At 71.5% G+C, this 22,742-nt stretch carries 15 protein-coding genes and 1 pseudogene; 9 read left to right on the forward strand and 7 right to left on the reverse strand.

Features of this window, described 5'->3' with window-relative positions; all coding sequences use genetic code 11:
* Positions 1 to 32: 32 nt before the first annotated feature.
* On the reverse strand, positions 33 to 1,061 hold the full coding sequence (locus ACFYV5_RS33035) for a LacI family DNA-binding transcriptional regulator (protein ID WP_355108986.1): 1,029 nt from the start codon (positions 1,059 to 1,061) through the stop codon (positions 33 to 35).
* A gap of 433 nt (positions 1,062 to 1,494) precedes the next feature.
* Positions 1,495 to 3,060 (reverse strand): annotated as a pseudogene (locus tag ACFYV5_RS33040) (glycoside hydrolase family 13 protein); the annotation flags it as partial.
* A gap of 346 nt (positions 3,061 to 3,406) precedes the next feature.
* On the opposite strand from ACFYV5_RS33040, the gene ACFYV5_RS33045 reads away from it, so the two are divergent.
* The 7 genes from ACFYV5_RS33045 (at position 3,407) to pulA (ending at position 16,663) form a co-directional block, all read left to right on the forward strand.
* On the forward strand, positions 3,407 to 4,681 hold the full coding sequence (locus ACFYV5_RS33045; RefSeq protein WP_389174778.1) for an extracellular solute-binding protein: 1,275 nt from the start codon (positions 3,407 to 3,409) through the stop codon (positions 4,679 to 4,681).
* Between the two features lie 20 nt (positions 4,682 to 4,701).
* Positions 4,702 to 5,712: a sugar ABC transporter permease gene (locus ACFYV5_RS33050; RefSeq protein ID WP_355108990.1), complete on the forward strand. Its 1,011-nt coding sequence runs from the start codon at positions 4,702 to 4,704 to the stop codon at positions 5,710 to 5,712.
* On the forward strand, positions 5,706 to 6,572 hold the full coding sequence (locus ACFYV5_RS33055; RefSeq protein WP_355109268.1) for a carbohydrate ABC transporter permease: 867 nt from the start codon (positions 5,706 to 5,708) through the stop codon (positions 6,570 to 6,572). Before ACFYV5_RS33050 ends, ACFYV5_RS33055 begins: the two co-directional genes overlap by 7 nt.
* A gap of 46 nt (positions 6,573 to 6,618) precedes the next feature.
* Positions 6,619 to 8,271: a glycoside hydrolase family 13 protein gene (locus tag ACFYV5_RS33060; RefSeq protein ID WP_389174781.1), complete on the forward strand. Its 1,653-nt coding sequence runs from the start codon at positions 6,619 to 6,621 to the stop codon at positions 8,269 to 8,271.
* 132 nt (positions 8,272 to 8,403) lie between these two features.
* Positions 8,404 to 9,423: a LacI family DNA-binding transcriptional regulator gene (locus ACFYV5_RS33065; protein WP_389174886.1), complete on the forward strand. Its 1,020-nt coding sequence runs from the start codon at positions 8,404 to 8,406 to the stop codon at positions 9,421 to 9,423.
* Positions 9,424 to 9,545: 122 nt separating this feature from the next.
* The gene (locus tag ACFYV5_RS33070) at positions 9,546 to 11,243 is read left to right on the forward strand and encodes a carbohydrate-binding module family 20 domain-containing protein (RefSeq protein ID WP_389174784.1); all 1,698 of its coding nucleotides are present in this window, start codon (positions 9,546 to 9,548) and stop codon (positions 11,241 to 11,243) included.
* Between the two features lie 68 nt (positions 11,244 to 11,311).
* Positions 11,312 to 16,663, forward strand: coding sequence for a pullulanase-type alpha-1,6-glucosidase (gene pulA / locus ACFYV5_RS33075; RefSeq protein WP_389174787.1), 5,352 nt, complete (start codon positions 11,312 to 11,314; stop codon positions 16,661 to 16,663).
* Here the strand turns inward: pulA and ACFYV5_RS33080 are convergent.
* Positions 16,650 to 17,174, reverse strand: coding sequence for a GNAT family N-acetyltransferase (locus ACFYV5_RS33080; protein WP_355109000.1), 525 nt, complete (start codon positions 17,172 to 17,174; stop codon positions 16,650 to 16,652). The genes pulA and ACFYV5_RS33080 overlap by 14 nt on opposite strands.
* Before the next feature lie 52 nt (positions 17,175 to 17,226).
* On the opposite strand from ACFYV5_RS33080, the gene ACFYV5_RS33085 reads away from it, so the two are divergent.
* The gene (locus ACFYV5_RS33085; protein ID WP_355109002.1) at positions 17,227 to 17,559 is read left to right on the forward strand and encodes an isomerase; all 333 of its coding nucleotides are present in this window, start codon (positions 17,227 to 17,229) and stop codon (positions 17,557 to 17,559) included.
* Positions 17,560 to 17,568: 9 nt separating this feature from the next.
* Here ACFYV5_RS33085 and ACFYV5_RS33090 read toward each other — a convergent pair whose 3' ends face one another.
* Positions 17,569 to 18,282 (reverse strand): TetR/AcrR family transcriptional regulator, encoded by a 714-nt coding sequence (locus tag ACFYV5_RS33090; protein WP_355109004.1) that lies wholly within the window; start codon positions 18,280 to 18,282, stop codon positions 17,569 to 17,571.
* 38 nt (positions 18,283 to 18,320) lie between these two features.
* Between ACFYV5_RS33090 and ACFYV5_RS33095 the strand changes: the two genes are divergently transcribed.
* The gene (locus tag ACFYV5_RS33095; protein ID WP_137989687.1) at positions 18,321 to 18,587 is read left to right on the forward strand and encodes a hypothetical protein; all 267 of its coding nucleotides are present in this window, start codon (positions 18,321 to 18,323) and stop codon (positions 18,585 to 18,587) included.
* 16 nt (positions 18,588 to 18,603) lie between these two features.
* On the opposite strand, the gene ACFYV5_RS33100 is transcribed toward ACFYV5_RS33095, so the two are convergent.
* The 3 genes from ACFYV5_RS33100 to ACFYV5_RS33110 all read right to left on the reverse strand — a co-directional run bounded on the left by ACFYV5_RS33100 (position 18,604) and on the right by ACFYV5_RS33110 (position 22,605).
* A complete protein-coding gene (locus tag ACFYV5_RS33100; RefSeq protein ID WP_389174889.1) occupies positions 18,604 to 19,671 on the reverse strand; it encodes a PDR/VanB family oxidoreductase in 1,068 nt (355 codons plus the stop codon).
* Positions 19,668 to 20,552, reverse strand: coding sequence for a metal-dependent hydrolase (locus tag ACFYV5_RS33105; RefSeq protein WP_355109006.1), 885 nt, complete (start codon positions 20,550 to 20,552; stop codon positions 19,668 to 19,670). Before ACFYV5_RS33105 ends, ACFYV5_RS33100 begins: the two co-directional genes overlap by 4 nt.
* 112 nt (positions 20,553 to 20,664) lie before the next feature.
* Positions 20,665 to 22,605 (reverse strand): hypothetical protein, encoded by a 1,941-nt coding sequence (locus tag ACFYV5_RS33110; RefSeq protein WP_389174794.1) that lies wholly within the window; start codon positions 22,603 to 22,605, stop codon positions 20,665 to 20,667.
* Between the last annotated feature and the right edge of the window lie 137 nt (positions 22,606 to 22,742).

Genomic DNA, 22,742 nt, shown 5'->3' on the forward strand with positions numbered 1-22,742 from the left:
GCACTCGGTCCCTCCTGAGGAGGACGCCGACGTCAGTGGTTTCCCTGATGCGGGGCGGAAGCGGTTGAACCGCGAACGACCAGCTCGGGCATGAAGACGAACTCGCTGTGCGGGGCCGGGGTGCCCCCGACCTCCTCGAGCAGCGCCCGGACCGCGGCCTGCCCCATCGCCTGCACGGGCTGGCGGATGGTGGTGAGCGGCGGATCGGTGAAGGCTATGAGAGGGGAGTCGTCGAAGCCGACGACGGACACGTCCTGGGGCACCTGGAGACCCTGCTGGCGGGCCGCGCGGATGGCACCGAGTGCCATCATGTCGCTCGCGCAGACGACGGCCGTGCAGCCGGCGGAGATCAGGGCACCGGCGGCGGCCTGACCGCCCTCCAGGGTGTACAGCGAGTGCTGGATCAGCTCCTCGGACTCCTCGGGGGAGAGCCCGAGCCGCTCCTGCATGCCGCGCCGGAACCCCTCGATCTTGCGCAGCACGGGCACGAACCGCTTCGGCCCCACCGCGAGCCCGATCCGGGTGTGCCCGAGCGCGGCCAGATGCGTCACGGCCAGCTGCATCGCGGCCCGGTCGTCGGGCGAGACGAAGGGGGCCTGGACCTTGGGGGAGAAGCCGTTGATGAGGACGTACGGGACGCCCTTGCCGCGCAGCTGGTCGTAGCGCGTCATGTCGGCGGTGGTGTCGGCGTGGAGCCCGGAGACGAAGATGATCCCGGAAACGCCCCGCTCGACCAGCATGTCGGTCAGCTCGTCCTCGGTGGACCCGCCGGGGGTCTGCGTGGCGAGGACGGGGGTGTAGCCCTGGCGTGTCAGGGCCTGCCCGATGACCTGCGCGAGCGCGGGGAAGATCGGGTTGTCCAGTTCGGGGGTTATCAGCCCGACGAGCCCGGCGCTGCGCTGGCGCAGCCGTACGGGCCGCTCGTACCCGAGGACGTCGAGTGCGGCAAGCACGGATTCACGGGTGGCCGCGGCCACACCGGGCTTGCCGTTGAGCACGCGGCTGACTGTGGCTTCACTGACCCCCGCCTGGGCTGCGATGTCGGCAAGCCGCGCGGTCATGGGATTGGACTGTACCGGTCGCACGTCAGATTGCCCACCAAACGCAGGAGTCGGCGGGAACCAGGACGCCCGGCCCGGCGCCGGCGCCGGGGGCATCGGGGTCGAACTCCCCGGCGGGCGAGGGCACCAGGGCCGCGTCGCCCCCGGTCCCCCCGCCGCTGAACGCCCGCCGGCCTCCCGGCCTTCCGGCCGGCCGCCCGTCGACGCGGTGGTGCGGGCCTTCGGCCACAGGGCCGGTGCCCCGCCCGGCTTCGCCGGCGGTGACGGCGACCTGTCCGGTGGGCGGGTTCTCGCCTGCCGTGGAGACCGCGCGTTCACTGCCGCCCGGCGAAGCCGAGTGTGCGGCGCGGGCCGAACCCGCGCCGGCCGCGGGAAGGCGGGACGTGGTGGCCCCATGGTCGCCGGCGCCCGGCGAAGCCGGGGCCGGCCGCGCCGCGCCCGGCGCGCTGCTCAGGAGCGGCGCGCCCGTGACCGGCAGGTCCACAGTCACATCCGCGCCCGTCGTGTTCAGGGCGACCAGCACGTCGCCCGCCTCCGCGCGGCGGCGGAAGGCGAGGACGCCCTCCGGGGCGTCCAGCCACTCGACCGCCTCGCCCGCGCCCAGGGCCGGATGGCCGCGGCGGATACGGAGGGCCGCGCGGTAGAGCTCCAGCGTGGAGGCGGGGTCACCGGTCTGGGCCGCCACGCTCAGGCCGGCCCACTCCGGGGGCTGCGGCAGCCAGGCACCGGCCGGGCCGAAGCCGTACGAAGGACCGTCGGCGGTCCAGGGCAGCGGGACGCGGCAGCCGTCGCGCAGCCCGTCCTGGCCGTCGCCCCGCCAGAACGCCGGGTCCTGGCGGAACTCGTCCGGCAGCTCCGTGACCTCGGGCAGGCCCAGCTCCTCGCCCTGGTAGACGTACGCAGAGCCGGGCAGCGCCAGCATCAACAGCGCCGCCGCCCGGGCGCGTTGCAGGCTTCCGTACCGCGTGGTGTGCCGCACCACGTCGTGGTTGGAGAGCACCCAGGTCGTCGGAGCCCCCACCGAGGCCGTCGCGCGCAGCGAGGCGTCGACGACCGACCGCAGTGCCTCCGCGTCCCAGGGGCAGTTCAGGAACTGGAAGTTGAACGCCTGGTGCAGCTCGTCGGGGCGTACGTACAGGGCGAGCCGCTCCGGCGTCGGTGCCCACGCCTCCGCCACCCCGATGCGGTCGGAGTCGTACGACTCCAGGAGCCGGCGCCAGCCGCGGTGGATCTCGTGCACGCCGTCCTGGTCGAAGAACGGCAGCCGCTGGGTGCCGATCAGCTTGGCCTGCTGCCCGTGCCCGATGTCCGGCAGGCCGTCCGCCTTGACCATGCCGTGGGCGACGTCGATCCGGAAGCCGTCCACCCCCAGATCCAGCCAGAACCGGAGCACGGAGTCGAACTCGGCCCGTACCTCCGCGTTCTCCCAGTTCAGGTCCGGCTGCTCGGGCGCGAAGAGGTGCAGGTACCAGGATCCGTCCGCCACCCGCGTCCACGCCGGGCCGCCGAAGACGGACTCCCAGTCGTTGGGGGGCTGCGCGCCGTCCGGGCCCCGCCCCGGGCGGAACACGTACCGGTCCCGGCCCACCCCGGCGAGCGCCGCCTCGAACCAGGGGTGCCGTTCCGAGGTGTGGTTGGGGACGATGTCCACGATGACCTTCAGGCCCAGCGCGTGCGCCGCGCGCACCAGGTCGTCGGCGTCCGCCAGGTCCCCGAAGACGGGGTCGACGGCCCGGTAGTCCGCCACGTCGTAGCCGCCGTCCGCCTGCGGGGAGGCGTAGAACGGCGTCAGCCACACCGCGTCCGCTCCCAGGGCCGCGATGTGCGGCAGACGCTCCCGTGCGCCGCGTAGGTCCCCGATCCCGTCGCCGTCGCTGTCGGCGAAGGAGCGGACGTACACCTGGTAGATCACGGCGTCCCGCCACCAGCCGGTGCGGGGATCGCTTGCGCAAGGGCTTGCGGAGTCCGACAGCGACGGTGAGGTGAGCTCATGGGCCATGTGCGGTGTCCCTCTCGCGTGTTCCGGGGGGTGGGGGTCGTACTGACAACGAGGTCGGGGCGGCCGTGAAACGGTCCTGCAAGAGATGATGCAAAGGTTTGCAGGGCCACTGCCAGGCCGCAAGAGGGCCTGGAGGTGGCTCGGAGCCCGCTGTCAAGCGACTCGTCGGCAACCTTCAGGACACGCCGATGTAACGATCGCCGCTCCTTGCAGAAAGTTCTCGCAAGCTCTTTCGGCTCGTTTTCATCCCTGTTACGTTCCTGGCAACCCGGCGCGCCGCGAGGGAGCGGTCGCATGAGGAAGGTCTTCGCCCCTCGTTCATCCGGGATCGTTTGAAGGAGTTCACATGCGGCGTGGCATAGCGGCCACCGCGCTGGTCGCGGCCCTGGGCGTGACCCTGGCAGCGTGCGGGAGCGACGGTTCCGACGGCGGCGGCACGAAGAGCTCGGGCGAGCTCTCCGGCACCGTGACCTGGTGGGACACGTCGAGCGTCGGCAGCGAGGACAAGGTCTTCAAGAAGCTGGCCGAGGACTTCACCAAGAAGCACCCGAAGGTCACCGTCAAGTACGTCAACGTGCCGTTCGGTGAGGCGCAGAACAAGTTCAAGAACGCCGCCCAGTCGGGCAGCGGCGCCCCGGACGTCATCCGCTCCGAGGTCGCCTGGACCCCGGACTTCGCCAACCTCGGCTACCTCGCGCCGCTGGACGGCACCGCCGCGCTGAAGGACGACAAGGACTTCCTCAAGCAGGCCGCCGCCTCCACCAAGTACAACGGCAAGACCTACGGCGTGCCGCAGGTCATCGACTCCATGGGCATCTTCTACAACAAGAAGATCTTCAAGGAGGCCGGTGTCGAGGCCCCCAAGACGGTCGCCGAGCTGAAGACCGTCGCCACCAAGATCAAGGAGAAGACCGGCAAGACCGGTCTCTACCTGCGCGGCGACGACGCCTACTGGTTCCTCTCCTTCCTGTACGGCGAGGGCGGTGACATGGTCAACGCCGAGCAGAAGAAGATCACCGTCGACGACGCCGCCGGCGTGAAGGCCTTCTCCACCGTGAAGGACCTGGTCGACTCGAAGGCCGCGATCACCGACGCGACCAACGGCTGGGACAACATGCAGGCCGCCTTCAAGGACGGCAAGGTCGCGATGATGATCAACGGCCCGTGGGCCGTCGCCGACACCTTCGCCGGCAAGGAGTTCGCAGACAAGGCGAACCTCGGCATCGCGCCGGTCCCCGCCGGCTCCGCCGGCCAGGGCGCTCCGCAGGGCGGCCACAACCTCGCCGTGTACGCGGGCTCCAAGAACCTGGACGCCTCCTACGCCTTCGTCGAGTACATGACCTCCGTCGAGGCGCAGACCACCGCGGCCAAGGAGCTCAGCCTGCTCCCGACCCGCGAGTCCGTCTACATCAAGCCGGACGTCGCGAGCAACGAGATGATCAGCTTCTTCAAGCCCGTCGTCGAGAAGGCCGTCGAGCGCCCCTGGATCCCCGAGGGCGGCAGCCTCTTCGCGCCGCTGCAGACCGAGTACACCAAGGTCCTCACCAACCAGGCCACCCCGGAGCAGGGCGCCAAGGCGACGGGTGACGCCTACCGCAAGCTCCTGAAGGACTGGAAGTAACCAGGAAGGCAGGCCGGCTGATGGCTGTGGACACCAGCAGCCAGTCGGCGGTGAAGGCCGCGGGCGACGACGCCCGCGGCCGGCACCGTGGTACTGGCACCCCCGGGGGAAAGGTGCGCCGTTCCCTCTCCACCCACTGGTACGCCTGGGCGATGGTCGCTCCGGTGGTGATCGTGATCGGCGTGATCATCGGGTACCCGCTGGGACGCGGGATCTACCTGTCGCTCACCGACGCCAACGAGCGCAACGTCGCGCGGAGCATCGGTGTCAACGAGATCCCCGCGACCTATGAGTTCGTCGGCCTGGACAACTACGTCGAGGCTCTCACCGGGGGACAGTTCTTCGGCACCCTCGGCTGGACGCTGGTGTGGACGGTGTGCTGTGTCTCCGTCACCTTCGGCCTCGGCCTGGGCCTCGCCAACATCCTCAACCGCAAGATCGCCGGTCGCTCCTTCTACCGGATGATGCTGATCCTGCCCTGGGCCGTGCCCGGCTTCGTCTCGGTCTTCGCCTGGCGCTTCCTGTACGACGAGCGCCGCGGCATGCTCAACCAGATCCTCACCGGCGGCGGCATCGACGCCGTGCCGTGGCTCAACGACCCCACCTGGGCCAAGTTCTCGGTCATCGCCGTGAACGTCTGGCTCGGAGTGCCGTTCATGATGGTCGCTCTCCTCGGCGGGCTGCAGTCCATCCCCGGCGAGCTCTACGAGGCCGCCGAGATGGACGGCGCGAACGCCTGGCAGCGCTTCCGCAACATCACGCTTCCCGGGCTCCGCTCGGTGTCCACCACCGTGATCCTGCTGAGCACCATCTGGACCTTCAACATGTTCCCGGTGATCTTCCTGCTCACCCGGGGCGGACCCGGCGAGGCCACCCAGATCCTGGTCACCCAGGCGTACAAGTTCTCCTTCGAGATCAGCCCCCGTGACTTCGCCCAGTCGTCCACCTGGGGCGTCCTCATCCTGATCCTCCTGATGCTCTTCGCCGCGGTCTACCGGCGAGTGCTCCGCAAGCAGGGAGAAGTCTGGTGACCACCGCACAGACCACCGCGACCAACGCCCCCCGGCGCGGCCGCCGCTCGCCGCTCGCCTCGATCGGGCTGCACACCACCCTGATCGTCGCCTCCGTGATCGCCGTCTTCCCGGTGCTGTGGGTCCTGCTCACCTCGCTGAAGCCGGCGAAGTACGCGACCACGACCGACTTCTTCAAGGAGACGACGCTCGCGAACTACACCGACCTGCTGGAGAACACCGAGTTCCTCGCATGGTTCGGCAACTCGCTGCTCGTCGCGGGCCTCACCACGCTCCTCGGCGTCTTCGTCGCCTCCACCACCGGCTACGCCGTCAGCCGCTTCCGCTTCCCCGGCAAGCGCGGGCTGATGTGGACGCTGCTGGTCACCCAGATGTTCCCGGTCGCCGTCCTGATCGTGCCGATCTACAACATCATGGCGACGCTCGGACTGCTGAACAGGGCGGCCGGCCTGGTCATCACGTACCTCACCATCGCCGTCCCCTTCTGCGCCTGGATGATGAAGGGCTTCTTCGACACCATCCCGCGCGAGATCGACGAGTCGGGCCAGGTCGACGGGCTCAACCCGTTCGGCACCTTCTGGCGGCTGATCCTGCCGCTCGCCAAGCCCGGCCTCGCGGTGACCGCGTTCTACTCCTTCATCACCGCCTGGGGCGAGGTCGCCTACGCCTCCGCCTTCATGGTCGGCGACGAGAACCTCACCCTGGCCGGCGGTCTGCAGAAGTTCGTCAACCAGTACGGCGCCCAGTGGGGCCCGATGTCCGCGGCCTCCGTCCTCATCGCCGTCCCGGCCGCGCTGGTGTTCCTCTTCGCCCAGCGGCACCTGGTGACCGGCATGTCCGCCGGCGCCGTCAAGGGCTGAACCCCGCGCATCCCCTTCTACGTACCTCCTTACCTCCAAGGAAGACATGACCCAGCACCTCGCTGCCCCCGCCGCCGCCCCGACCACCGGCACGCACACGGGCTGGTGGAGAGACGCGGTGATCTACCAGGTCTATCCGCGCAGCTTCGCCGACGGAAACGGCGACGGCATGGGAGACCTGGAGGGCGTCCGCGGCCGGCTGCCGTACCTGAGGGACCTCGGCGTCGACGCCGTCTGGCTCAGCCCGTTCTACGCCTCCCCGCAGGCCGACGCCGGCTACGACGTCGCCGACTACCGGGCCATCGACCCGATGTTCGGCAACCTCCTCGACGCCGACGCGCTCATCCGCGAGGCGCACGAGCTGGGCCTGCGGATCATCGTCGACCTGGTGCCCAACCACTCCTCCGACCAGCACGAGTGGTTCCAGCGCGCGCTGCGCGAGGGCCCCGGCTCCCCGCTGCGCGAGCGCTACCACTTCCGGCCGGGCAAGGGCGAGAACGGCGAACTGCCCCCCAATGACTGGGAGTCCATCTTCGGCGGCCCCGCCTGGACCCGCACCGAGGACGGCGATTGGTACCTGCACCTCTTCGCGCCCGAGCAGCCCGACTTCAACTGGGACCACCCGGCCGTACGCGACGAGTTCCGCTCCATCCTGCGCTTCTGGCTCGACATGGGCGTCGACGGCTTCCGCGTCGACGTCGCCCACGGTCTGGTCAAGGCCGAGGGGCTGCCCGACATCGGCGCCCACGACCAGCTGAAGCTGCTCGGCAACGACGTCATGCCGTTCTTCGACCAGGACGGCGTCCACGAGATCTACCGGTCCTGGCGCCAGGTGCTGAGCGAGTACGACGGCGAGCGCGTCCTCGTCGCCGAGGCGTGGACCCCGACCGTGGAGCGCACCGCGAACTACGTGCGCCCCGACGAGATGCACCAGGCCTTCAACTTCCAGTACCTCGGCACCCATTGGGACGCGGCGGAGCTGCGCCGGGTCATCGACGCCTCGCTCGCCGCGATGCGCCCGGTCGGCGCCCCGACGACCTGGGTCCTCTCCAACCACGACGTCACCCGGCACGCCACCCGCTTCGCCAACCCGGCGGGCCTCGGCACCCAGCTGCGCACCCCCGGCGACCGTGAGCTGGGTCTGCGCCGGGCCCGGGCCGCGACGCTGCTGATGCTGGCGCTGCCCGGCTCCGCGTACGTCTACCAGGGCGAGGAGCTCGGCCTGCCGGACGTCACCGACCTGCCCGACGAGGTCCGTCAGGATCCGTCGTTCTTCCGGGCCACCGGCCAGGACGGCTTCCGCGACGGCTGCCGGGTGCCCATACCGTGGACGGTCGAGGGCAGCTCGTACGGCTTCGGCAGCGGCGGCAGCTGGCTGCCGCAGCCCGCCACCTGGGGCGCGCTCAGCGTCGAGGCCCAGGCGGGAGACCCGGGCTCCACCCTGGAGCTGTACCGCAGCGCGCTCGCCGTACGGCGCGAGCGTCCCGAACTCGGTGCGGGCGAGGACGTCCAGTGGCTGGAGGCACCCGAGGGTGTGCTCTCCTTCCGCCGCGACGGCTTCGTCTGCACCGCCAACACCACCGGCCGGGCCATCTCCGTCCCGCTGCCCGGCCGGTTCCTCCTCTCCAACGAGCCGGTCTCCCACGGGGAAGGCATCGTGGAGCTGCCCGCCGACACCACCGTCTGGTGGTCGGTGTGACGATCCCCCTGCCGCGGGGGGGCGGGGCCCGCGCCCCCCCCCGCCCCGGCCCCCCCGCCCCCCCCGGGGGGGGGGGGGGGCCCCCCCCCCCGGCGGGGGGGCGCGGGCACCGGCCCCCCGCGGCTCGCGGACATCGCGGCCCAGTCGGGCGTCAGCGAGGCCACCGTCAGCCGCGTCCTCAACGGCAAGGCGGGCGTGGCCGGCGCGACCCGGCACCGGGTCCTGGCCGCGCTCGACGTGCTCGGCTACGAGCGTCCCGTACGGCTCAGACGGCGCAGCGCGGGCCTGGTCGGCCTCGTCGTGCCCGAGCTGACCAACCCGATCTTCCCGGCCTTCGCCCAGGTCATCGAACAGGTCCTGGCGGGGCACGGCTACACCCCGGTGCTCTGCACCCAGATGCCCGGCGGCGCCACCGAGGACGAGCTGGTCGAGCAGCTGGAGGAGCGCGGCGTCACCGGCATCATCTTCCTCTCCGGACTGCACGCGGACGCCGCCGCCGACCCCGAACGGTACGTCCGGCTCGCCGCGCGGGGCGTCCCGTTCGTCCTGATCAACGGCTTCAACGAGCGCATCGACGCCAACTTCGTCTCGCCCGACGACCGGGCGGCGGCGCGGATGGCCGTACGGCACCTGGTCGAGCTGGGCCACGAGCGGATCGGCCTGGCGATCGGTCCGACCCGTTACGTACCCTCGCGCCGCAAGGCGGAGGGCTTCGCGGCCGAGCTGCACCACCAGCTCGGGATCGACCGGGCGGAGGCCGAACGGTACGTCCGCCCCACGCTGTTCGGCGTCGAGGGCGGGCACGCGGCGGCCGACATCCTGCTCGACCAGGGCTGCACCGGGATCGTCTGCGGCTCCGACCTGATGGCGCTCGGCGCGATCCGCGCGGTCCGCGCCCGGGGCCTCGACGTGCCCCGTGACGTGTCGGTCGTCGGCTTCGACGACTCGCCCCTGATCGCCTTCACCAATCCCCCGCTCTCCACCGTGCGCCAGCCGGTTCAGGCCATGGCGACGGCGGCGGTCGGGGCGCTCCTGGAGGAGATCGAGGGGAACCCCGTGCAGCGCACGGAGTTCGTCTTCCAGCCGGAGCTGGTGGTCCGGGGATCCACGGCGCAGCCGCCGGCCGGTCCCTCGCCGCAACTCCTTGCGTAACTCCCTGCATCGAGGGGTCCGAAGGGTTGACCCGGGGTCGGGGCACTCGTACGGTCACGGCTGAAAACAGTTGCTGCTAGTTTCGGCAACATCTTGCGACAGTGAAGTCAGCAGGAGGAATCATGGCCAGAAAGACCGTGGCCGCTGCACTCGCCTTCGTGGCGGGAGCCGCTGTGGCCGTCACGGCACCCGCCCCCGCGCAGGCCGCCCCGCCCGGTGAGAAGGACGTCACCGCGGTGATGTTCGAGTGGAAGTTCGCCTCCGTGGCGAAGGCCTGCACCGAGCAACTCGGTCCCGCGGGCTACGGATACGTCCAGGTCTCGCCGCCCCAGGAACGCATCCAGGGCTCCACCTGGTGGACCGCGTACCAGCCGGTCAGCTACAAGATCGCGGGACCGCTCGGGGACCGCACCGCCTTCAAGACCATGGTCGACACCTGTCACGCGGCGGGCGTGAAGGTCGTCGCCGACACGGTCATCAACCACATGGCGAACGCGTCGGGCACGGGAACGGGCGGGACCTCGTTCTCCAAGTACGACTACCCGGGCCTCTACTCGGGCGCCGACATGGACGACTGCCGCGCCACGATCTCGAACTACCAGGACCGGGGCAACGTCCAGAACTGCGAGCTCGTCGGCCTGCCGGACCTCGACACCGGCGAGGACTGGGTGCGCGGCCGGATCGCCGCGTACATGAACGACCTGCTCTCGCTCGGGGTGGACGGCTTCCGGATCGACGCCGCCAAGCACATGCCGGCCGCGGACCTCGCGAACATCAAGTCCCGGCTCGGCGACCCCGGTGTGTACTGGAAGCAGGAGGCGATATACGGCGCGGGCGAGGCCGTCTCGCCCAGCGAGTACCTCGGCAACGGGGACGTCCAGGAGTTCCGCTACGCACGGGACCTCAAGCGGATCTTCGGCTCGGAGAAACTCTCCTACCTGAGCACCTTCGGCGAGTCCTGGGGGTACATGTCCTCCGGCAAGTCCGGTGTCTTCGTCGACAACCACGACACCGAGCGCGGCGGCGACACCCTCAACTACAAGAACGGCTCCGCCTACACCCTGGCCGGCGTCTTCATGCTGGCCTGGCCCTACGGCTCCCCGGACGTCCACTCCGGCTACGAGTGGTCCGACAAGGACGCGGGCGCCCCCAACGGCGGTCAGGTGAACGCCTGTTACAGCGACGGCTGGAAGTGCCAGCACGCCTGGCGCGAGATCGCCTCGATGGTCGGCCTCCGCAACGCCGCCCGCGGCGCGGCGGTCGGCAACTGGTGGGACAACGGCAACAACGCGATCGCGTTCGGCCGGGGCGACAAGGCGTACGTGGCGATCAACCACGAGGGCTCGTCGCTGACCCGCACCTTCCAGACGGGACTGCCCGCCGGCACGTACTGCGACGTCCAGAGCGACACGGCCGTGACGGTGAACTCCGCCGGCCAGTTCACGAGGACGCTCGGCGCGCACACGGCCGTCGCCCTGCACGTCGGCGCCAAGAACTGCGGAAGCGGCACCACCCCGCCGCCCGCGAGCAGCGGCGCGTCCTTCAACGTCGACGCCACCACCTCCGTCGGCCAGAACATCCACGTGACGGGCAACCGCGCCGAACTGGGCAACTGGTCCACGTCGGCGGCCCCGAAGCTCGACCCGGCCGCCTACCCGGTCTGGAAGCTGACGGTCTCCCTGCCCGCGGGCACGACCTTCGAGTACAAGTACCTCCGCAAGGACGCGGCCGGCAACGTCACCTGGGAATCGGGCGCCAACCGCGTCGCGACGGTCCCCTCCTCGGGCCAGCTCGTCCTGACCGACACCTTCCGCAGCTGACCTCACCTCCCACCAGGGCCGCCCCCGCCGGGGCGGCCCCCCTTCCCGTACCTCCAGGGAGAGAACCCGTGATACCCAAGAGAACGGCGGCCGCCGTGGCCGTCGCGCTGTGTGCCGCCCTGGTGCCGGCGCTGCCGGCCTCCGCCGCACCCCCGCCCCCGCCGCCCCCCTCCGACAAGGCGCTCGCCGCCCAGCCCGCGCGGCACGACCTCACCCGCGAGCAGTTCTACTTCGTCCTGCCCGACCGGTTCGCCAACGGCGACACCGCCAACGACCGCGGCGGGCTCACCGGCGGCCGGCTCCAGACCGGGTTCGACCCCGCGGACAAGGGCTTCTACCAGGGCGGCGACCTCAAGGGGCTCACGAAGAAGCTCGACTACATCAAGGGCCTCGGCACCACCGCCATCTGGCTCGCCCCGATCTTCAAGAACCAGCCCGTGCAGGGCACCGGCAAGGACGCCTCCGCCGGCTACCACGGCTACTGGATCACCGACTTCACCCAGGTCGACCCCCACTTCGGCACCAACGCCGACCTGGAGAAGCTCATCGACCAGGCCCACGCCAAGGGCATGAAGGTCTTCTTCGACGTCATCACCAACCACACCGCCGACGTCGTCGACTACAAGGAACAGTCCTACGGCTACCTCTCCAAGGGCGCCTTCCCGTACCTGACCAAGGACGGCGTCCCCTTCGACGACCGCACCGCCGATCCCTTCCCGGCGGTGGACAAGGACTCCTTCCCCCGCACCCCCGTCGTCGCCGAGGACAAGAAGAACCTCAAGGTCCCCTCCTGGCTCAACGACCCCACGATGTACCACAACCGGGGCGACTCGACCTTCGCCGGAGAGTCCTCCCAGTACGGTGACTTCGTCGGTCTGGACGACCTGTGGACCGAGCGTCCCGAGGTCGTCGAGGGCATGGAGAAGATCTACCAGCGCTGGGTGCGCGACTTCGACATCGACGGCTTCCGCATCGACACCGTCAAGCACGTCGACACCGCGTTCTGGACCCAGTGGGCCACCGCCCTCGACGAGTACGCCGCGAAGCGCGGCCGCGACGACTTCTTCATGTTCGGCGAGGTCTACTCCGCCGACCCGGCGATCACCGCCCCGTACGTCACCGAGGGCCGCCTCGACGCCACCCTCGACTTCCCCTTCCAGGACGCGGCCCGCACCTTCGCCTCCCAGGGCGGCCCGGCGGACAAGCTGGCGAACCTCTTCGCGCAGGACTACCGCTACACCACGGACAAGGCCAACGCCTACGAGTCGGTGCCCTTCCTCGGCAACCACGACATGGGCCGCTTCGGCACCTTCCTCAGGCAGGACAACCCGAACGCCGGCGACGCCGAACTCCTCCAGCGCTACCGCCTCGCCAACGAGCTGATGTTCTTCAGCCGGGGCAACCCCGTCGTCTACTACGGGGACGAGCAGGGCTACACCGGCGCCGGCGGCGACAAGGACGCCCGCCAGACCCTCTTCGCGTCGAAGACCGCCGACTACCTGGACGACGACCAGCTCGGCACCGACCGCACCCACGCCGCCGACGCGTACGACCCCACGCACCCGCTCTACCGGCAGATCGCCGCGCTCGCCAAGCTCACCCGCGAGCACCCTGCGCTGCGCGACGGCATTCAGCGGCAGCGGTACGCCGAGGGCTCCGTCTACGCCTTCTCCCGCACCGACGCGCGGACGAAGGCCGACTACCTCGTCGCCACCAACAGCGCCACCACCCCGAAGACGGTCACCGTGCCCGTCGACTCCGCCGGCTTCCACGCGCTGTACGGGGGTCAGGGCGCCGTCCCCGCGGAGAACGGCAAGGTCACCGTCACCGTGCCGGCCCTCGGCTCCCTCGTCCTCAAGGCGGCGAAGCCGCTCGGCGCACCCGGCGCCACGCCGACGATCACCCTCAAGGCTCCGGCCGCCGGAGCCACCGGCACCGTGGAGATCTCCGCCGACGTCGAGGGCGGACAGCTGAACCGCGTCGTCTTCGCCGCGCAGACCGGCAACGGCAGGTGGCAGGTCCTCGGCTCCGCCGACCACGCCCCGTACAAGGTCACCCAGAAGATCACCGTGCCCGCCGGCACCGCCCTGCGCTACAAGGCCGTCGTCGTCGACAGCGCCGGCCGCACCGCGAGCGCGACCGCCGCGACCACCAGTGGCGCCCCGGCCGTCGAGCAGCCGCCGACCGCCACCCAGCGCGACCACGCGATCGTCCACTACAAGCGCGCGGACGGGAACTACGCCGACTGGGGCCTCTACACCTGGGGCGACATCGCCGACGGCGAAGGCACCACCTGGCCCGCCGGGAAGCCCTTCACCGGCCGTGACGCGTACGGCGCGTTCGCCTACGTCAAGCTCAAGCCCGGCGCCTCCTCGGTCGGCTTCATCGCCGTGAACAAGGACGGCGTCAAGGACACCGACGCCGACCGCGCCATCGACCTCTCCAAGACCGGCGAGGTCTGGATCGAGCAGGGCAAGCCCGAGGTCCTGAACGCCGCGCCCGAAGGCGCCTACCCGCCCCAGGACACGACCAAGGCCGTCCTCCACTACCAGCGCGCCGACGGAAACTACGAGGGCTGGGGCCTGCACACCTGGACCGGCGCCGCGAACCCGACCGACTGGTCCAAGCCGCTGGAGCCGGTCCGCACCGACGCCTACGGAGCGGTCTTCGAGGTCCCGCTCGCACCGGGCGCGACCTCCCTCAGCTACATCCTCCACAAGGGCGACGAGAAGGACCTGCCCACCGACCAGTCCCTCGACCTCAAGGCGAACGGCCACGAGGTCTGGATGCTCGGCGGCCAGGAGAAGTACCTCCTGCCGCAGCCCAAGGGCAGCGGCGCGGCGCTCGACCTCACCAAGGCCCAGGCCGTCTGGATCGACGAGACCACCCTCGCCTGGAACGGCAACGACACCGCCGCCTCCCACGCGCTCCTGACCTCCCGCGACGGCTCGATCACGGTCAAGGACGGCGCGCTCACCGGCGACCGCCAGGTGCTGCGCCTGGCCAGGACGGAGCTCACCGACGCGCAGAAGGCCGCGTTCCCGCACCTGAAGGCGTACGGCGCCTTCACGGTCGACCCGCGCGACCGCGACCGCGTCCGCGAAGCCCTCAAGGGCCAGCTCGTCGCCGCCCAGTACGCGGCGAACGGCGCCGTCCTCACCGCCACGGGCGTCCAGCTCGCCGGCGTCCTCGACGACCTGTACGCGCCGAAGGCGACCCGGGCCGCCCTCGGCCCCGTCTTCCGCGACGGCCGGCCCACCCTCTCCCTGTGGGCGCCCACCGCCCAGTCCGTCACCCTCGAACTCGACGGCAAGACCGTCCCCATGCGCAGCGACGCCGCCTCCGGCGTCTGGTCGGTCACCGGCACGCGCGCGTGGACCGGAAAGCCGTACCGGTACGTGGTGAAGGTCTGGGCGCCCAGCGTCCGGCAGATCGTCACCAACAAGGTCACCGACCCGTACGCCACCGCCCTGACCACCGACTCCACCCACAGCCTGATCGTCGACCTCGCCGACCCGAAGCTCGCCCCCCAGGGCTGGACCGGGCTGAAGAAGCCGGCCGCCGTGCCGCTGCGGGACGCCCAGATCCAGGAGCTGCACATCCGCGACTTCTCGATCGCCGACCCGACGGCCAAGGCCGACCACAAGGGCACGTACCTCGCCTTCACGGACGCCGGCAGCAAGGGCTCGCGCCACCTGAAGGCGCTGGCCGACTCCGGCACCTCCTACGTCCACCTCCTGCCCGCCTTCGACATCGGCACCATCCCCGAGAAGAAGTCCGAGCAGACCACCCCCGCCTGCGACCTCAAGGTCTACGCCCCCGACTCCGAGGAGCAGCAGGCCTGCGTGGCCGCCGCCGCGGCCAAGGACGCCTACAACTGGGGTTACGACCCGCTGCACTACACCGTCCCCGAGGGTTCCTACGCCACCGACCCCGAAGGCACCCGCCGCACGGTCGAGTTCCGGCAGATGGTCCAGTCGCTCAACGGCGCCGGACTGCGCACCGTCATGGACGTGGTCTACAACCACACCGTGGCCTCCGGACAGTCGGAGAAGTCGGTCCTCGACCGGATCGTGCCCGGCTACTACCAGCGGCTCCAGGCCGACGGCTCCGTCGCCACCTCCACCTGCTGCGCCAACACCGCGCCCGAGAACGCCATGATGGGCAAGCTCGTCGTGGACTCGGTCGTCACCTGGGCCAAGCAGTACAAGGTCGACGGCTTCCGCTTCGACCTCATGGGCCACCACCCGAAGGAGAACATCCTCGCCGTCCGCAAGGCCCTCGACGCGCTCACCGTCGCCAAGGACGGCGTCGACGGAAAGGCGATCGTCCTCTACGGCGAGGGCTGGAACTTCGGCGAGATCGCCGACGACTCCCGCTTCGTCCAGGCCACCCAGAAGAACATGGCCGGCACCGGCATCGCGACCTTCTCCGACCGGGCCCGCGACGCCGTCCGCGGCGGCGGCCCCTTCGACGAGGACCCCGGCGTCCAGGGCTTCGCCTCCGGCCTGTTCACCGACCCCAACTCCTCGCCCGCCAACGGCACCCCGGAGCAGCAGAAGGCCCGCCTGCTCCACTACCAGGACCTGATCAAGGTGGGGCTCAGCGGCAACCTCGCCTCGTACACCTTCACCGACACCTCCGGCCGTACGGTCAAGGGCTCCCAGGTCGACTACAACGGCGCCCCGGCCGGCTACGCGGCCGTCCCCGGTGACGCCCTCGCCTACGCCGACGCCCACGACAACGAGACCCTGTACGACGCGCTCGCCTTCAAACTGCCCGCCACGACCTCGGCCACCGACCGGGCGCGCATGCAGGTCCTGGCCATGGCGACGGCGACGCTCTCCCAGGGCCCCGCGCTCTCCCAGGCCGGCTCGGACCTGCTGCGCTCCAAGTCCCTGGACCGCAACTCGTACGACAGCGGCGACTGGTTCAACGCCATCCACTGGGACTGCCGGGACGGCAACGGCTTCGGCCGCGGCCTGCCCCCCGCGGCCGACAACAAGGCCAAGTGGGGCTTCGGAAAGCCGCTGCTCACCGCCCCGTCCCTGACCGTCGGCTGCGAACAGATCGACGGCGCCTCGGCCGCCTACCGGGACCTGCAGAAGATCCGTACCACCGAACCGGTCTTCTCCCTCGCCGGAGCCGAGCAGGTCCAGGACGCCCTGTCCTTCCCGCTCTCCGGCACCGGCGAGACCCCGGGAGTGATCACCATGCGCCTCGGTGATCTGGTCGTGGTCTTCAACGCCACCCCGGACCGGCAGACCCAGCGGGTCGCCGCCCTGGCCGGCAAGGGCTACGGGCTGCACCCGGTCCAGGCGTCGGGCTCCGACACCACGGTCAAGTCCGCCTCCTACGAGACCGGTTCGGGCACCTTCACGGTCCCGGCCCGCACGGTGGCGGTGTTCACCGCACGCTGAGCGCCTTCTCCAGGAGGATCACTCCGTAACGCGTGCCGTCGGCGGCGAGCTTTCCCGGCTCGTCGCCGACGGCCGTATAGCCCGCCGCCTCGTAGTACGTCCGCAGGCGCGGGTTGCTCGACACACAGTCCAGCCGCGCCACCGCCCGGCCCCCGGCCGCGATCCGCCCCTCGGCGTGCGCGAGGAGCTCGCGGCCGGTGCCGGCGGGGGCGGACTCCCGGTCGGTCATCAACCGGTGGACATAACCGGCGACCGGGGGCTGCGGGCCCCACGCCTGCTCGTCCTCCCACCACAGCTCGTACGCCCCGACGGTCCGGCCCCCGACGGCCGCCAGCCACACCTCACCCGACGAGATCCGGGCCCGGAAATGCTCCGCGCCCTTGTCGCCCGGCTTCCACTGGACTATCCCCTGGCGCACCATCCAGCGCGCCGCCCCGTCGTACAGGCTTACCAGACGTTCGAGATCCCGGTCGTGGTCGTCCGCCTGCCGGAAGGTCACTTGTGCGCTCATGGCGATCACCGTAAAGGTGTGGCCAGACATCCTCAGCACCGGGAGTGACCCCATGCCGCAGATCACCGTGGACTACTCCGCGCCCCTCGACCGGCGCGGTTTCGCGCTCGCGCTGCACCCGCTCGTCGTGGAGACGGTCGACACGCGGCTCGACGCCTGCAAGACCCGCTTCCGCGAGGTCGAGGAGCTGGTCGTGGCGGACGGCTCCACGGACGACACCGTCGTCCACGTGGAGATCGCCCTCCTGCCCGGCCGCACGGACGAGGTCAAGGCCCGGCTCACCGAGGCGGTGCTCGCTCTGCTCCCGCACCACCTCAAGGAGACGGAGGGCGTCCGGATCTCCGCCGAGGTGCGCGACCTCGACGCCTCCTACCGCAAGGCCTGACGACGGCAGCTACGGCAGTCGCTGGGCGGGCACGTGCGGCGCCAGGGCCATCAGCCGGCCCACCAGGTCGCCGAACGGCCCGTCGGCCGGCTCGTCGGCGAGGATCCGGATCAGCACGTCCGCCATCTCCTCGTCGTACGCCGCGCTCACCGCCGCCAGCGCCGCGAAGTCGTGCACCAGCTGCAACTCCAGATCGGCGCGCGGCACACGGCGCCCGTCCAGCCAGATCAGCGCCGTCGACTCGGCCAGCGACACCCAGGAGCGGACGACCAGTTCGAGCCGGGCGGAGGGGCGCTCGACCTCCAGATGGGCCAGGATCTGCTCGTAGGCGGCCTGCCGCACCTCGTCGATCATCGCGTTGGTGGTGGAGGAACCCACCGCGGGCCCGCCGCGCATCAGCGCCGCGAAACCCGGACCGTGATCGTCCACGAAGTCGAAGAACCGGCCCATCACCCGCAGCAGCCGCGCGCCCAGCGGGCCCTGCGGCGGCTCCAGGAACCGGGCGGCCAGCTCGTCCGCCGCGCGCCGCAGCGCCGCCTCGTACAGGCTCTGCTTGCCGGGGAAGTAGTGGTAGACCAGCGGCCGCGAGATGCCCGCGGCCGCGGCGATCTCGTCGATGGAGACCTCGTCGGGAGAGCGGTGGCTGAACAGCTCGAGAGCCACCCCGATCAGCTGCTGCTTGCGCTCCTCGACGCCCATCCTGCGGCGCACCCCGGTCGTCATGCGAACAGCCTAACCGTCGTCCGTTACGCTCCCACGACATGAGCACCTCCGGTTTGAGCCCGAAGCAGGCCCGCCAACTGCGGATAGCGGCGGCGTCCGTCCTGTTGGTCGCCATGGCGGCGGTCCTGGTGATCCGACTGGCGAGCCGTACGTCCGTGCTGGTCGTCGGGGTGTACGGACTGGCCATGATCCTCTGCGGCGTCGTGATCGAGCTCTCCCGCAACGGCCGCACCCGCCTGGGCACCTGGCTCCTGGTGGGCGGCCTCGCCGCCGCCCTCGCCTTCGACTGGCTGATCCTTCCCTGATCAGGTCCTTCCCTGATCAGAGGTCGAGAACCAGCCGCTTCCCCGCGCAGCGCGAGACGCAGATCAGCATCGAGTCGCGGCGTTCCGCGTCCGTGAGGAGCTCGTCGCGGTGGTCGATCTCGCCCTCCAGGACCCGCTGTCGGCAGGTGCCGCAGAAGCCCTGCTCGCAGGAGTACAGGAGGCCCGGGACCTCGGCCCTGACGGCGGCGAGCAGTGACTGGTCGGCGGCCACCGTCACCGTACGGCCGGAGCGGCGCAGTTCCGCCTCGAACGCGTCGCCTCCGGAAGTCGCCGCCGGGGAGAAGCGCTCCAGGTACGGGACCCGGCCCGCCGGCAGCGCGGCGGTCACCGCGTCCATCAGCCCGTCCGGGCCGCAGCAGTAGACGGCGGTCTCGGCCGGCAGCTCCCGGAGGAAGCCGAGCTCCGGAAGCCCGGACTCGTCCTCCGCGACCACCGTCACACGGTCCCCGCCCAGCTTCTCGAACTCGTCGAGGTACGGCATGGTCGCCCGGCTGCGCCCGCAGTACAGCAGCCGCCAGTCGGCGCCCGCCGCCTCCGCCGCGCGCAGCATCGGCAGCACGGGGGTGATGCCGATGCCCCCCGCCACGAAGACGTACGCGGGGGAGTCGACGAGCGGGAAGCGGTTGCGCGGCCCGCGGATCTCGATCTCCGTGCCGACATGGAGCTGTTCGTGCACCTCGCGCGAACCGCCCCGGCCGCCCCGCGCCGGTTCGATCAGCCGGGTCGCCACCGTGTACGCGTCGCTGTCGGCCGGGTCCCCGCACAGCGAGTACTGGCGCACCAGACCGGACGGCAGCACCAGGTCGACATGGGCGCCGGGCTGCCACGCGGGCAGGCCGGTGCCTTCGAGCCGGAGCCGGACCACGCCCTCGGCGGGCTCGGTGCGCTCGGTGACGAGGACCTTGCGGGTGACGGTCGAGAGCCGGCCACGGCCCGAGACCGGCTCGTCGAGCGCGGGCATGGGCCACAGCGGGGCGGCGTTGATCCGGCGGCGCACGGCGCGCTTGGCGAGGACCGCGGCCCCGGCGACCAGGAGGACGGTACGCAGACGGGGCATGGTCAGCGACCTCCGTTCGCGCCGGGGGAGTTGGCCAGGTAGGCCACGGCCTGGGCGGTGTTCCCCTCCTGGGAGGGGTGGTAGGAGCGGCTCAGGTAACGGGGTATCGCGCGCAGCAGGTCGGGTGTGGACGGCAGCACGCCCTCTCGGCCCTTGCGGACGAGCTGGCCGACCGACGCCTTGCCCTCGATGAGGGTCGGGTCGTTCTCCATGAAGAAGCGGGTGCCGCGCTGCCAGAGGAAGACCATCGCGGCGAACGCGGTGGCCCAGGTGCGGGCGCGCCGCCGGTAGCCGCCGTCGAGGTGCATGAACAGCTCGAAGGCGACGGAGCGGTGCTCGACCTCCTCCGCGCCGTGCCAGCGCAGCAGGTCCAGCATCGTCGGGTCGGCGCCCCTGCGGTCGAGTTCCTCGGCGTTGAGGACCCAGTTCCCGAGGAAGGCGGTGTAGTGCTCGATGGCGGCGATGAGCGCGACCCGCTCCATCAGCCACCAGCGGCGCGGCCGGCCGGGCGGCAGGGTCCGGTCACCGAGCAGCTTCTCGAAGAACCAGTCGACCTGGGCGGTGTACGGCGTGGGGTCCAGGCCGAGCTTCTTGAGATGCGGGAGTACGTCGTCGTGGGCCTGGGAGTGGACGGCCTCCTGGCCGATGAAGCCGATGACGTCCGCGCGCAGCCGGTCGTCGGTGATGAAGGGGAGCACCTGCTTGTAGACGTGCACGAACCAGCGTTCGCCGGCCGGGAGCAGCAGGTGCAGCACGTTGATGGTGTGGGTGGTGAACGGGTCGCCGGGAACCCAGTGGAGCGGGGTCTCCTCCCAGTCGAAGGAGACCTTCCGTGCCTTGAGCTCGATGTGCTCCGACGCCACCGGTGCAGGCTGCGTATTAGACATGACGTCAATGTACTGAGGGGTAAGCAGTTGGCAACAGACTTGTGCACACGGATTCTCACGGAGCCACGGAGCTACGTCACCGCCTCGCCACGGCGCCCTCGGGCCGCGTCCGCTAGCGCAGCGCCCCCATGCTCGCGCCGCTCTCCAGCGTGCCGAGGAGGTCCGCCCGCGCACCGGCCTTCGCCTTCACCGCGAGCAGCCGGCCCTCCGCCTCGCCCTTCACCCCGCCCGTGGCCCGCAGTGACGTGACGTCCTCGCTGCCGGCGGCCAGGACGTACCACTGCCCGCTCTTCGCCTGCCAGAGCGCCCCCGCCAGGACCCGCGGCTCACGCCCCCCGCACGCCGGGGACTCCTCGACCTTCGCCACCACCGCCGTGGCCGCGCCCGGTGCCGGGACCTGGAACTGGGCGAGCACCCTGCTGCCCGTGCCGCGCCAGGTCTCGGCCCGGGTGCACAGCCAGGTCGCCCGGCCCCCGTCCTCCGGCAGGCGCTGCGTGGCGAACTGCCAGGCGTTGACCGACCGCACCCCGTGCGAGCGGACCGTCGCCAACTGGCAGGCCGTCCGCGCCCACACCGCCCTGGCCGCCGCCCCCGTCGCGTCCTCCGGCGCGGCGGCCGGCGACCCGAAGGTCAGCCGCGCCGGGGCCAGTTCGCCCAGATCCGTCAGCAGGCGCACGTCCGTCGCGTCCCGCACCTGGAGCGTGTTCCACGCCTCGCACCCCCGCGCCTGCGCCGGGCTGGGCATCGCACGTGTCACCCCGTGCGCGTCCCGCTCCAGCCGCCAGGGCTCCTTCGCGGGCGCCAGCAGGTCCCGTACCGCCGTCTCCCGTACCCAAGGGGCTGTCAGATAGCGGACCTCGGCCGGGGTGCGCGAGACCACGAGGGCCGCGGCGCCGACCACGTCCGCCCCGTCCGTCCGCGCGAAGTCCAGCGCCGCCCCTTCCCCCGTCCCGCCCCTGCCACCGACCGGCTCCGCGTACCGCACCGCCCGCAGCCCGTCATGGAACAGCACCACCCGCGAGCCGTCGAGCTCCCCGGCGAACAGCAGCTGCGACGGTCCCATCGGGGGCCCCACCGGCGTCCCCGGCGTCGCCGAGGACCGCACCGAGGCGCCGGGCCGCGCCCACACGGCGAGCGCCCGCCGCAGCAGTGCCCGGTCCTCCGTCAGGCCGCCCCGCGCCGGCCACACCGAGAAGTCCGTACGCGCCGAGCGCTGCCAGAACCCCGCGGGGACGCGCTTCAGCGTCCCCGGGTCGAGCGCCGCCTCGGCCGCCGGATTGCGCGCGTACGAAGGCGCCGCAGCACCGTTTCGCCCCCAGCCGTCCCCCGGCAGGCCGAGCAGCGTCCCGCACACCACCACAGCCGCCGCCGCGGCGAGCGCGGCCTTGCCGTGCTGACGGCGGCGCATCAGATCCGTCGGCCGGGCCTGCAGGGAGCACGGATCGAACTCGGCCGAGTCGAGCAGGGCGGCCGTGCCGATTCCCGCCGCCTCCACCCCGTCCGCGTCCGCCAGCGCGGCCTCCGCCTCCGCCTCCGGCACCCCGGCCGCCGCGAGCACCCGCAGCACCTCCGGGTCGCCCTGCCGCTCCAGACCCCGCAGCACGTACACCGCGCGCGCCGGCCCGGACAGGGCGGAGAGCCGCTGGTCCAGGGCCAGTTCGTCGGCGCCGCCGGCACGCGGGAACAGCCGCAGCCCCCACACCTGCGGCAGCACCGGCGGGAACTGCGCCCGCCGCGGCAGCGCCCGGCGCTTCAGCGGCAGCCCCGCGACGAGCGCCTGGCGCAGCACCTCGCCCCGTACGTACGCGTACCCAGGGTCGACGGCGTCCTCGGCGCGGCGCGCTCCCGGGACTCCTCCGCCGGACGTCCGGCGGCGCGGCAGCGACCGCTGGACCAGCGCGTGCGCCGTCAGCACCCGACGGTTGCGCCCCAGCGAGGGCGGCAGGACGAGATAGGCGATCCGGACCAGCCGCGGATAGTGCTCGACGAGCGCGGCCTCGGCCTGTTCGACATCGACCGGGCCGGGGAAGGAGGCGAGTTCCTGGGTGCTCACGTTCAGCAGAACGAGCGAATCTTCCGATGGTCACCCCGGCCGGACCGGGGGCCGAGTCGGAGCCGGAGCCGGAGCCGGAGCCGGAGCCGGAGTCGGAGCCGGAGTCGGAGCCGGGGTCGGGGGGCCGGGCCCGAGGA

The sequence above is a fragment of the Streptomyces sp. NPDC003035 genome (assembly GCF_042888285.1).
Taxonomy (GTDB): domain Bacteria; phylum Actinomycetota; class Actinomycetes; order Streptomycetales; family Streptomycetaceae; genus Streptomyces.

What these genes read in the sequence shown, in the direction of transcription:
- ACFYV5_RS33035 (WP_355108986.1), bottom strand. Translation starts at nt 1,061, where the DNA reads ATGACCGCGCGGCTTGCCGACATCGCAGCCCAGGCGGGGGTCAGTGAA.
- ACFYV5_RS33045 (WP_389174778.1), top strand. Translation starts at nt 3,407, where the DNA reads ATGCGGCGTGGCATAGCGGCCACCGCGCTGGTCGCGGCCCTGGGCGTG.
- ACFYV5_RS33050 (WP_355108990.1), top strand. Translation starts at nt 4,702, where the DNA reads ATGGCTGTGGACACCAGCAGCCAGTCGGCGGTGAAGGCCGCGGGCGAC.
- ACFYV5_RS33060 (WP_389174781.1), top strand. Translation starts at nt 6,619, where the DNA reads ATGACCCAGCACCTCGCTGCCCCCGCCGCCGCCCCGACCACCGGCACG.
- ACFYV5_RS33070 (WP_389174784.1), top strand. Translation starts at nt 9,546, where the DNA reads ATGGCCAGAAAGACCGTGGCCGCTGCACTCGCCTTCGTGGCGGGAGCC.
- ACFYV5_RS33080 (WP_355109000.1), bottom strand. Translation starts at nt 17,174, where the DNA reads ATGAGCGCACAAGTGACCTTCCGGCAGGCGGACGACCACGACCGGGAT.
- ACFYV5_RS33085 (WP_355109002.1), top strand. Translation starts at nt 17,227, where the DNA reads ATGCCGCAGATCACCGTGGACTACTCCGCGCCCCTCGACCGGCGCGGT.
- ACFYV5_RS33090 (WP_355109004.1), bottom strand. Translation starts at nt 18,282, where the DNA reads ATGACGACCGGGGTGCGCCGCAGGATGGGCGTCGAGGAGCGCAAGCAG.
- ACFYV5_RS33095 (WP_137989687.1), top strand. Translation starts at nt 18,321, where the DNA reads ATGAGCACCTCCGGTTTGAGCCCGAAGCAGGCCCGCCAACTGCGGATA.
- ACFYV5_RS33105 (WP_355109006.1), bottom strand. Translation starts at nt 20,552, where the DNA reads ATGTCTAATACGCAGCCTGCACCGGTGGCGTCGGAGCACATCGAGCTC.